This window comes from Nonomuraea sp. NPDC005692, from assembly GCF_040631115.1.
Classification (GTDB): domain Bacteria; phylum Actinomycetota; class Actinomycetes; order Streptosporangiales; family Streptosporangiaceae; genus Nonomuraea.
Genome location: NZ_JBEXYU010000007.1, coordinates 77998 through 90553 on the forward strand (window position 1 = coordinate 77998; position 12556 = coordinate 90553).

At 76.3% G+C, this 12556-nt stretch carries 1 protein-coding gene; it reads left to right on the forward strand.

Annotation, left to right across the window (positions count from 1 at the left end):
- Positions 1-61 precede the first annotated feature (61 nt).
- A complete protein-coding gene (locus ABZ459_RS17610) occupies positions 62-12556 on the forward strand; it encodes an amino acid adenylation domain-containing protein (protein WP_357971291.1) in 12495 nt (4164 codons plus the stop codon).

Genomic DNA, 12556 nt, shown 5'->3' on the forward strand with positions numbered 1-12556 from the left:
CATCGAAACGTCATCCAGGCGCGGACGGCCGACCGTCAACCGGAGGCTTGGAGACACCCCGATGCACATCTCTTCCCAGCGGGACGAGCGGATCGCGGCACTGCCGGAACACCTCCGTGACCAGATGCTGCGGAGACTGTCCGGCCGGTCGGCCGCCGACCCGATCCCGCGTACGGACACCACCGGCCCGGTCCCGCTCTCCCCCGCCCAGGAGCGGCTCTGGTTCATGTACGAGCTCGACCCGGACGCCGTGGACTACCTGGTGCCGCTGGCCGTACGGCTGAGGGGCGACCTGGACGTGCCCGCGCTGCGGACCGCGCTCACCCGGGTGGTGGCCCGGCACGAGACCCTGCGCACGACGTTCGGGTCCGTGGACGGGCGCGGCACGCAGCGGGTCATGCCCGCCGCCGAGGTGCCGCTGCCGCTGACGGACCTGTCGGAGCGGCCCGGCGAGCTGGATCGCCTGCTGGAGGAGGAGGCCCGCCGGCCCGTGGACCTGCGGGTGGGGCCGGTGTTCCGGGCCCGGCTGGTGCGGCTCGGCCCGCGCGAGCACGTGCTGACCGCCCACGCCCACCACATCGTCACCGACGGCTGGTCCTCGCGGGTGCTGCTCGACGACCTGGCCGCCCTGTACGCCGAGGCCGCCGGCGGCCCGCCCGCCGCCCTGCCGCCGCTGCCGGTGAGCTACGCCGACGTCAGCGCCTGGCAGCGGGAGCGGGCCTCGGGGCCGCAGGCCGGGGAGCAGCTCGCGTACTGGCGGCGCCGGCTGGACCGGCTGGCCCCCATGGACCTGCCGACGGACCGGCCGCGCCCGCCGGTCAGGAGTTCCGCCGGGGCGGCGTGCGCGTTCGAGGTGCCGGCGGACGTCACCGGGCGGCTCCGGGAGATCGGCGAGCGGGCCGGCGCCACGCTCTTCATGACGCTGGTCGCCGCGGTGCACACGCTGCTGGCCCGCTACACCGGCCGTCCGGACGTGGCCGTGGCCACCGTCGTCTCCGGCCGGGACCGGGTCGAGACGGAGAACCTGGTCGGCTTCTTCGTCAACACGCTGGTGCTGCGCGGCGAGGTGGACGAGTCGCGCCCGTTCGAGGAGCTGCTGGGCCGGACGCGCACGACGGTGCTGGACGCGTTCGCCCACGACCGGGTGCCGTTCCAGCGGCTGGTGGAGGCGCTGCGCCCGGAACGCGACCCGAGCCGCCCGCCGCTGACGGAGGTGGCGGTCAACCTGCGCAACCTGCCGCCCGGCACGGCCGCCTTCCCCGGCCTGCGGGTCACCGAGCTGCCGCCGCCCGTGCTGGCCGCGAGCATGGACCTGTCGTTCGACTTCACCGAACGGGACGGCGCCCTGGCCGGGAGCCTGGCCTACAACACGAGCCTGTACGGCCCGGACACCGCCGAGCGGATGAGCGCCCACCTGGTGCGCCTGCTCACCGGGATCGCGGCGGCGCCCGGCCGGCCGCTGGCCGGGATCCCGCTGCTCGGCCGGACCGAGCATCGGCTGCTGACCTCGTTGTGGCCCGGGACCGGCGCCGGGCCGGAGACGCTGACGGTGCCGCGGCTGTTCGCCGAGCAGGCGGCGGCCCGGCCGGCGGCCCAGGCCGTGGTGTGCGGCGGCCGCTCGCTCACCTACGGCGAGCTGGACGAGCGCGCCGACCGGCTGGCCCGGCTGCTGGCCGCCAGGGGCGCGGGGCCGGAGCGGTACGTCGCGGTGGCGCTGCCCCGGTCGATCGACATGGTCGTGGCGGTGCTGGCGGTGCTCAAGGCCGGGGCCGCGTACCTGCCGGTGGACGTGGGGCAGCCGGCCGGCCGGATCGCGGCCATGGTCGCCGACACCCGTCCGGTGCTGGCGGTGGCCAACCGGGAGAGCGCGTCCGCGCTGCCCGCCGGCCTGCCGTTCGTCGAGCCGCACGACCCGGCGCCCGCCGGACCGCCCGGCGGGGCCCCCGCCGTGCGGCCGGAGAACCCGGCCTACGTGATCTACACCTCCGGTTCCACCGGCCGGCCCAAGGCCGTGGTGGTCACGCACGAGGGCGTGCACGACATGGTGCGCGTCCAGCGTGAGCGCATGGACGCCGGGCCGGGCGCGCGGGTGCTGCAGTTCGCCTCGCTCTCCTTCGACGGCGCGTTCTGGGAACTGGTGCTCGCCCTGCTGTCCGGGGGCACGCTCGTGGTCGCCGCCGACGACGAACGCCCGCCGGGCGCGCCGCTGGCCGGGCTGCTCGCCCGCGAGCGGGTCACCCACGTCACGCTGCCGCCCACCGCGCTCGCGACGCTGCCCGAGGGCGGCGTCCCCCGGGGCGCGGTCGTGGTGGTGGCGGGCGAGACGTGCCCGCCCGAGCTGGTGCGCGCCTGGTCGCCGGGGCGGCGGGTGTTCAACGGGTACGGGCCCACGGAGACCATGGTCGGCGCCACGCTGAGCGAGCCGCTGACCCCGGCGGACGCCGACCCGGGGCCGGTGCCCATCGGGCGGCCGTTCCCGAGCATCCGGGCGTACGTGCTGGACGAGCGGCTCAGGCCCGCGCCCATCGGCGTGCCGGGCGAGCTGTACCTGGGCGGCACGCGCCTGGCCAGGGGGTATCTGAACCGGCCCGGCCTGACCGGCGAGCGGTTCGTGGCCGACCCGTACGGGCCGCCGGGCACCCGCATGTACCGCACCGGGGACCGGGCCCGCTGGCTGGCGAACGGCCGGCTGGAGCACGCGGGCCGCACCGACGACCAGGTCAAGCTGCGCGGGTTCCGGATCGAGCCGGGCGAGGTCGAGGCCGCGCTGTCGGAGCAGCCCTGCGTGGTCGCCGCCGCCGCCGCGGTCAAGGAGGACGCGAACGGGACCAGGCGGCTGGTGGGCTACGTCGTACCGGCCGAGGGCGGCGCGGACCCCGCGGAGCTGCGCGAGGCCCTGCGGCGGCGGCTGCCCGAGCACATGGTGCCGACGGCGTTCGTCGTCCTGCTCGCCCTGCCGCTGACGCACAGCGGCAAGGTGGACCGGCGGGCCCTGCCCGCGCCGACCGGCGCCCGCCACAGCGGCGAGGAGTACGCCGAGCCGCGCACACCCGCCGAACGCGCGCTCGCCGAGGTGTGGGCGCGGGTCCTGGGCGTCGAGCGTGTGGGCGTGCACGACAACTTCTTCGACCTCGGCGGCGACTCCATCCTCGGGCTCCAGGTCGTCGCCGGGGCGCAGGCGGCGGGGCTGGCGCTGACCCCGCGCCTGATGTTCCTCCGCCAGACCGTCGCCGACCTGGCCGCCGAGCTGCCCGTCGGCCACCCCGACGGCCTGCCCGCCGACCTGCCGGGCGCGCGGGACGCCGAGGGCGGCCCGGTGAGCGGCGACGTGCCGCTCACGCCGATCCAGCACTGGTTCCTGGAGAACCTGGCCGACAGCCTGCCGCGGTTCAACCAGGCGGTCGCGCTGGAACCGCCCGCCGAAGCCGGCGACGACGACGTCGAGGCGGCGCTGACGGCCCTGGTGGAACGGCACGACGCGCTGCGCCTGCGGCTGGAGCGGGACGGCGCCGGGTGGCGGCAGCACAACGCCGCCGCCGAGCACGGCCGGGTGCTGCGCCGCGTCGACCTGTCCGGCGTGCCCGAGGACGAGCGCGCCGGGTACGCCCACCGCGCGGCCGTGGAGGCGCAGACCTCGTTCGCGCTCGACCGCGGACCGCTGATCAAGGCCCTGCTGCTCACCGGCGACGGCCCCCGCCGGCTGTTCCTCGCCGCCCACCACCTGGTCGTGGACGGCGTGTCGTGGCGGGTGCTGCTGTCGGACCTGGACGTCGCCTGCCGCCAGGCCGCCGCCGGCGAGCCGATCCGGCTGGGCCCGCGTTCCACGTCGTTCCGCGAGTGGGCGCTGCGGCTGAGCGGCCACGCGGCGGCCGGCGGCTTCGACCACGAGCTGCCCCACTGGCGGCGGGTAAGGGAGCTGGCCGCCGAGGTCCCCCCGCTGCCCGTGGACGACGCCGAGGGCGCGAACGTCGCCGGCGACCTGCGGACGGTGACGGCCACGCTGGACGCCGGCCGCACCCGCCGGCTGCTGCGCGAGGTGCCGGAGGTCTACCGGACGCGCATCGACGAGGTGCTGCTCGGCGCGCTCGGCCGGGTGCTGGCCGGCTGGGCGGGCGGCGCCCGCGTCCTGGTCGAGCTGGAGGGCCACGGCCGCGAGGAGCTGTTCCCCGAGGTGGACCTGTCGCGCACGGTCGGCTGGTTCACCACCGTCTCCCCCCTGGTGCTGGAGCTCCCGGACGGCGGCTGGGGCGACCTGCTCCGGTCCGTCAAGGAGCAGGTCAGGGCGGTCCCGCTGCGCGGACTCGGGTACGGCGCGCTGCGCCACCTGTCCCCCGCGGGGGCCGAGCTGCGCGACGACCGGCAGCCCGAGGTCGCCTTCAACTACCTGGGCCGGATGGAGTCGCGCGGCATGCTGCCGACTCCCGAGGGCACCGAGCGCGACCCGCGCCAGGAGCGCGTGCACCTGCTGGAGGTCAACGCGGTGGTGCGCGGTGACCGGCTGGAGATGCGCTGGTCGTACTCGTGCCGGCGGCATCGGGAGGCGACCGTGGCGGCCCTGGCCGAACGGATGACGGCGGCGCTGGCGGAGATCGTCGAGCACTGCGCGGAGCCCGGCGCGGGCGGCTGCACCCCCTCCGACTTCCCGCTGGCCCGGCTCGACCAGGCCGCCGTGGACCGCGTCGCGGGCGACGGCCGCTCGGTCGAGGACGTCTACCCGCTCACGCCGCTGCAGGGCGGCCTGCTCTTCCACTCGCTGGCCGACCCCGGCGCCGACACCTACGCCTCGCACTTCAGCCTCCTGCTCGACGGCGTGGACGACCCGGACCGCCTGGCGCGGGCCTGGCAGCAGGTCACCGACGACATCCCGGCGCTGCGCACGGCGATCGTCTGGCAGGACGTGCCCGAGCCCGTGCAGGTCGTGCGGCGCGGCGTGCGCCTCCCGGTCGAGCGGCACGACTGGCGCGGGCTGCCGGAGGCCGCGCGGCGGGCCGAGACCGAACGGCTGTGGGCGCGCCGCGCCGAACGCCGCCTCGACCTGGCCACCGCGCCGCTGGCGCGGCTGATCGTCGCCCGCCTGACCGACACCCGGGTGCGGGTCTTCTGGACCGCGCACCACCTCATGCTCGACGGCTGGAGCGCAGCGCAGGTGCTGACCCAGGTGTTCGAGCGGTACGCGGGCCGTCCGGCCCCCGTGCGCAGGCCGTACCGGGACTACCTGGAATGGCTCGGGCGGCAGGACGTGGCGGCGGCCGAGCGGCACTGGCGGCGGGAGCTGGCCGGGTTCGCCGCGCCGACGCCGATCCCGTACGACCGGCCTCCGGCGCGGGCGCACCGGTCACGCTCCACCGCCGCCGTACGGGTGAGCCTGCCCGCCGACCGCTCCGCCCGCCTGTACGAGCGGGCCAGGAACGCGCGCCTGACGGTGAACACGCTGCTCCAGGGCGCGTGGGCGATCCTGCTGTCGCGCTACGCCGGGGAGCGGGAGGTGTGCTTCGGCGCCACCGTCTCCGGCCGGCCCGCCGGCCTGCGGGACGCCGGGTCGATCGTGGGGCTGTTCATCAACATGCTGCCCGTCCGGGTCGACGTGGACGGCGAGGCCGAGGTGTTCGGCTGGCTGCGCCGGCTCCAGGACCACCAGGCCGAGTGCCGCCAGTACGACTACCTGTCCCCCGCCCAGATCCACCGCTGCGGCGACCTGCCGGGCGGCGTGCCGCTGTTCGACAGCGTGCTGGTGTTCGAGAACTACCCCGAGGGCCGGCGCGACGGGCACGGCGTACGGGTGCTGGAGCACCTCGGCGACGAGCGCAGCAACTACCCGCTCATGATCACCGTGCACGCGGGCGACGAACTGACCATCGCCGCCGACTACGACCCGGCGCTGTTCGAGGAGGCCACCGCGACCCGGCTGCTGGGCCATCTGGAGACCCTGCTCGACGCCCTCGCCGACGGCACCGCCCGGCGGACGGCGGACCTGCCCGTGCTCACCGCCGCCGAACGCGGGCAGCTGGCCGCCTGGAACGACACCGCGGCGCGGTTCCCCGCCGCCCGCCCGGTGCACGAGCTGTTCGCCGAGCAGGCCGCGCGCACCCCCGGCGACACCGCCGTGAGCTGCGGCCCCGACAGCCTGACCTTCGCCGAGCTGGACGGGCGGGCCGACCGGCTGGCGCACCTGCTGATCGAGCGCGGCGCGCGGCCGGGCACGCTGGTCGGCGTCTGCCTCGAACGCGGCGTGGACGCCGTGGCCGCGCTGCTCGGCGTGCTCAAGTCGGGGGCGGCGTTCGTGCCGCTCGACCCGGACCACCCGCGGGCCCTGCTGGAATCCATGCTGGCCGACTGTGCCGCCCCGCTCGTGGTCACCCGTCCGGCGCTGCTCGACCGGCTGGGCGGGACGGAGGCCGTCCTGCTGGACGATGCCGCCCTCGCCGCCGCCCCCGCCCGGCCGCCGCGCGTGCACGTCGGGCCGGACGACCTGGCGTACGTGATCTACACCTCGGGCTCGACGGGACGGCCGAAGGGCGTGATGGTCGAGCATCGCAACGTCCACCACATGACCCACGCCTGGGACGCCCGCTACGGCCTGGCCGGCACCCGGCCGCGCTGCCTGGCGGTCTCCAGCCAGTCGGTCGACCTGTTCTTCGGCGACTTCCTGCTGTCGGCGATGTTCGGCGGCGAGATGGTGATCTGCCCGGCCGACCGCGTCGGCGACCCCCGCGCCATGGCCGACCTGCTGGTGAGCAGCGGCGCGCACCTCATGGTGACCGTGCCGTCGCTGGCGGCGGCGGTGACCGAGGAGCTGGCGCGCGCGGGACGGCGGCCGGAGGCGCTGCGGGTGCTGATGGTCGGCTCGGAGGGCTGGCCGGTGGCCGAGGCCGAACGGGTGCTCGCCCGCCTCGGGCCCGGGACGATCGCGGTCAACGCCTACGGCGCGACGGAGACCACCGTGGACTCGACGGTGTTCCAGCTCGGCACGGCGCCCATGGGGCAGGGTGCGTACGCGCCGATCGGGCGGCCGTTCGCCAACACCCGCGTGCACGTGCTCGACGCCGGGCTGCGTCCGGTGCCGGTGGGCGTGACGGGCGAGATCTGCGTCGCGGGCGACGGGGTCGCGCGCGGATACTGGGGGCGTCCCGAGCTGACCGCGAGCCGGTTCCTGCGCGACGCCGCCGGGGAGCGCGTGTACCGTACCGGCGACCTGGGGCGCCGCCGGGCGGACGGCGAGCTGGAGATCGTCGGGCGCGCCGACGACCAGATCAAGGTCCGCGGGTTCCGCGTGGAGCTGGGCGAGGTGGAGGCCGCGCTGGCCCGCCACCCCGGGGTGGCCGCCGCCGCGGCGGCCGGGCACCGCGACGAGGCCGGGCGGACGCGGCTGGTCGGCTACGTCGTGCCGGCCGGCGAGGACGTCCCGGGTCCGGCCGAGCTGCGCGCGTTCATGGCCGCGCACGTGGCCGCGCAGGCGGTGCCGTCGGCGTTCGCCCGGCTGGACGCCCTGCCGCTGACCGCGGGCGGCACCCTCGACCGGCGGGCGCTGCCCGTGCCCGACGGGCCGCTCGACGCGGCCGTGCCCCGGGTCGCCCCGCGCGACGCCACCGAGTCGCTGCTGGCCGGGATCTGGGCCGAGGTGCTGGGCCTGGACGTGGCGGACGTGGGCGTCGAGGACGACTTCTTCGACCTCGGCGGCGACTCCGTCCTCAGCATCCGGGTGATCTCGCGGGTGCGCGCGGCGCTCGGCGCGGCGCCCTCGCCTCGCCAGCTCTTCGACACCCCGACCATCGCCGCCTTCGCGGGCACGCTCACCGCCGCCCCCGTGCCCGACGCCGTGGAACGGGTCGCGGGCGACGAGGGCCTGCCGCTGTCCTTCGCCCAGCAGCGGTTGTGGTTCCTCAGCGAGTTCGAGCCCGGCGGCTCGGAGTACAACACCGTGTACGGGCTGCGCCTGTCCGGCGAGCTGGACGTGGCGGCGCTGCGTACCGCGCTCGACCGGCTGGTGGAGCGGCACGAGGCGCTGCGCACGGTCTACGGCGACGTGGACGGCCGCGGCACGCAGACGATCCTGCCTCCCGGGCCGGTGCCCCTGCCGGTGACCGACGTGTCCGGCGCCGGCGATCCCGAGCGGGCGATGCGGGAGGCCGTGGAGCGGGCCGCGTCCCGGCCGTTCGACCTGCGGCGCGGGCCCGTGCTGCGGGCCACGCTGGTGCGGCTGGGCGCCGCCGAGCACGCGCTCGCGCTGGTCATGCACCACATCGCGACCGACGGCTGGTCGATGGGCGTGCTCGGCGCCGAGCTCGGCGCCTGCTACGCCGCCGCGCTCCGGGGCGAGCGGGCCGAGCTGCCGCTGCTCCCGCTGCGGTACGCCGACTTCGCCTCCTGGCAGCGCCGGCACCCGTCCGACCCCGGCTACTGGGAACGCCGGCTGGCCGGCCTCACGCCGCTCGCGCTGCCGCTCGACCGGCCCCGCCCGCCGGTACGGGTGGCCGACGGCGCGATGCGCCTGCTCGACGTCGCGCCGGGGACGCTGGACCGGCTCAAGGCGCTGGCCCGCGGGCACGACGCCACGCTGTTCATGGTCCTGACCGCCGTGACGCAGCTCCTGCTGTCCCGGATCTGCGGCCAGCGGGACGTCGCCGTCGGCACCGCGACGTCCGGACGTGGCCGGGCCGAGCTGGAGGGGCTGGTCGGGTTCTTCGTCAACACCGTCGTGCTCAGGTCCACGGTCAGCGGCTCGTCGTCGTTCGCGGCGTTCCTGGCCGAGGTTCGTTCGACCGTGCTGGAGGCGTTCGAGCACGAGGACGTGCCGTTCGAGCGGCTGGTCGAGCTGCTCCGGCCGGAGCGGGACCCGAGCAGGAACCCGCTGGTGGACGTCATGGTGGTGCTGGACAACACGCCGTCGGCCGACCCGGACCTGCCGGGCCTGCGCGCCACGCCGCTGCCGGCCGTCTCCGACCAGGTCAGCCACGACCTGACGATCGACTTCCACGAGCACGGCGGCCGGCTGACGGCGGCCATCGGCTACAGCACCGCGCTGTTCGACCATTCCACCGCCGAACGGCTGGCCGGCCACCTGACGACCCTGCTCGACGCCGTCGCGGCCGACCCCGGCGCCCTCCTCGCCGACCTGCCGATCATGACGGACGCCGACCGGGACCAGGTCCTGACCGGCTGGAACGACACGCGTGCCGCGGCGTCGTCCGCGCTGTTCACCGACCTGTTCGCCGAACGGGCCCGCGCCGACGCCGCGCTGCCCGCGCTGGCCTTCCGCGACCGCGTGCTCACCTTCGCCGAGCTGGACGCCCGCGCCGACCGCCTGGCGCGGCTGCTCCGGGCGCGCGGGGCCCGTCCCGAGACGCTGGTGGGACTGGCCTGTTCGCGCGGCGACTGGACGGTCGTGGCCCTGCTGGCGGTGCTCAAGGCCGGGGCCGCCTTCCTCCCGCTGGATCCCGACCTGCCGGACGAACGGCTGTCGTTCATGCTGGACGACGCCGCGCCGGTGATCGTCCTGACCGACCGGGAGGCGGCGTTCGGCCCGCCCGTGCCCGGCGAACTGATCATGCTGGACGATCCCGCGCTGCTCGACGGCCAGCCGGACGGCCCGCCGGACTGGCCCGCGCCGCTCCCCGGGCACCCGGCGTACGTCATCTACACCTCCGGCTCGACCGGCCGGCCCAAGGGCGTGGTGCTCGAACACCGCGGGCTGGCCAACCTGTTCCTCGACCACCGGGCCGGCCTCATCCGTCCCGAGGCGGGCGGCGGGCGGCTCAGGGCGGGGCTCACCGCGGCGTTCAGCTTCGACACCTCGCTGGAGGGCGTGTTGTGGCTGGCCGACGGCCACGAGCTGCACGTGATCGACGACCTCACCCGGCGCGACCCGGAGGCGCTGCTGTGCTACATCGACCGGCACCGGATCGACGTGCTGGACCTGACGCCGTCCTACGCCGAGCAGCTCGTGCCGCTCGGCCTGCTCACCGGGGAACGGCACCGGCCGGCGGTGGTCATGCTGGGCGGCGAGGCGGTGGGCGAGGCGCTCTGGCGCGACCTGCGCACGGCCCCGGACACCGCCGGCTACAACTACTACGGGCCGACCGAGTGCACCGTGGACACCCTGTACTGCCGCCTGTCCGACAGCGAACGGCCCATCGTGGGCAGGCCGATGCGCAACACCCGGGCGTACGTGCTGGACGGGGGGCTGCGGCCGGTCCCCGTGGGCGTGGCCGGGGAGCTGTACCTCGCCGGTGACCAACTCGGCCGCGGTTACCTCGGCCGGCCCGCGCTCACCGCCGAACGGTTCGTCGCCGGGCCGTTCGAGCACGCGGGCGGGCGCATGTACCGCACCGGGGACCTGGCGCGGTGGCGTCCCGACGGCACGCTGGAGTACCTCGGCAGGACCGACGACCAGGTGAAGGTGCGCGGGTTCCGGATCGAACCCGGCGAGATCGAGGCGGTGCTCGGCGAACACCCGCAGGTGGCGCGGGCGACCGTCGTGGTGCTCGGGGACGGCCAGGGCGTGCCGCGGATCGCCGCGTACGTCGTGCCGGTGGCCGGGGCCGCGCCGGAGACCGCCGCACTGCGCGAGTTCGCCCGCGGCCGGCTGCCCGGCTACATGGTGCCGCACTTCTTCGTGACGCTGGACGAGCTGCCGCTGACCAGCAGCGGCAAGGTGGACCGGCGCGCCCTGCCGCAACCGTCCGCCACCGCGGCGGGCACGGCCGCGGACGGGCGGCTCGCGCCGCGCGACGGCGTGGAGTCGGCGCTGGTGGCGGTGTGGGCGGAGGTCCTGGGCGTCGAGGCCGGTGCGGTCGGGGTCGAGGACAACTTCTTCGACCTGGGCGGCGACTCCATCCTCAGCATGCAGATGGTCGCCAGGGCCCGGCGCGCCGGGATCGGCGTCACCGCCAAGGACCTCTTCCTGCACCAGACGATCGCCGAGCTGGCCCCGGTGGCTCGCGCCGCCCCCTCCTCCACGAACGCCGGCGACGTTCTCGAAGCCGGTGCGGTCGCCGGCGGGCCGGTGCCGTTGACGCCGGTGCAGCGGGCGTTCCTGGCCGGTCACCGGGTCGCGCCGCACCACTACAACCAGTCCATGCTGGCCGAGCTGACCGGCCCGGTGGACGAGGAGGCCCTGCGGGCCGCGCTCGCCGCGCTGGCGCGGCGGCACGACGCGCTGCGGTCCCGCTTCGAACGGGACAGCGACTTCCAACGGGACAGCGACTTCGAACGGGACAGCGACTTCGAACGGGACGGCGACTTCGAACGGGACAGCGACTTCGAACGGGACGGCGACGAATGGCGGCAGCACATCGCCCCCGCCGACGACGCGCGGCTGCCGCTGACCCGGCACGACCTGGCGCACCTGGACGCGGACACCGGCCTGCGGGCGGCCATGGACGAACGGGCCGCCGCCGCGGACGCCGGGTTCGACCTCGCCCGCGGCCCCCTGTGCCGGGCCCTGCTGTTCGACACCGGTCCCGGCCGCCGGCCGTGGTTGTACCTCACTGCCCACCACCTGGTGGTGGACGCCGTCTCCTGGCGCGTCCTGACCGAGGACCTGGAGACCGCGTACCGGCAGGCGGCCGGCGGCGAGCCGATCGACCTCGGCCCCGCCTCTTCGCCGTTCGGCACGTGGGCGACCAGGCTGGCCGGGTACGCCGCGGGCGACGGACCGGGCCGGGAGGCCGCGTACTGGACCGGGCTGCCGGAGCCGCCGCCGCTGCCGGTGGACCACGACGGCGACAACCTGGTCGGCTCGGTCGCCGTCGTGCCCGGCGCGCTGTCGGAGGAGGAGACCCGCGCGCTGGTCCGCGCCGCCCCCGCCGCCTTCCGCGTACGGCTCCACGAGCTGCTGGTCGCGGCCCTGGCCTGGACCCTCAGCCGGTGGAGCGGCGACGAGCGGGTGGTGATCGACATGGAGGGCCACGGCCGCGAGTACCTGTTCGACGACCTCGACCTGAGCAGGACCGTCGGCTGGTTCACCACGGAGTACCCGGCGGCCCTCACGCTGCCCGGCGGCGACGACTGGGCGAAGATCGTCCGGTCGGTGCGCGAGCAGCTTCGCGCGATCCCCGGCAACGGGCTCGGCTACGGCCTGCTGCGCCATCTCGGCCCGCCGGGATCCGCCGGGGCGCAGCTGTCGTCGCGGCCCGTCCCGCAGGTGGCCTTCAACTACCACGGGCAGGCGGACGCGGCCGGCGGCCCCAGTGGCGGCCCCAGTGGCGGTCACAGTGGCGGCCCCGGTGGCGGCCTCCTGCACGCCTTCCACGACCCGATCGGCCGCGAGCAGAACCCGCGGGAGCGGGCCGACCACCTGCTGGAGGTGGTGGGCGCGATCCGGGACGGCCGGTTGTCGTTCGACTGGTACCACTCGCGGAACGTGCACGACCGGGCCACGGTGGACCGGCTCATGGCGGACTTCCTGGCCTGCCTGCGCTCGCTGGCCCACCACCCGGGCCCCCGCCACCCGGGCCCCCGCCACGCCACCGGCTCCGACTCCGGCTCCGGCTCCGGCTCCGGCTCCGGCTCCGGCTCCGGCTCCGGCTCCGGCTCCGGCTCCGGCGGGGAGGGCTGA

Bases quoted from the DNA above. Each gene is read 5' to 3' on its own strand.
- ABZ459_RS17610 (WP_357971291.1), top strand. From the start codon at position 62: ATGCACATCTCTTCCCAGCGGGACGAGCGGATCGCGGCACTGCCGGAA.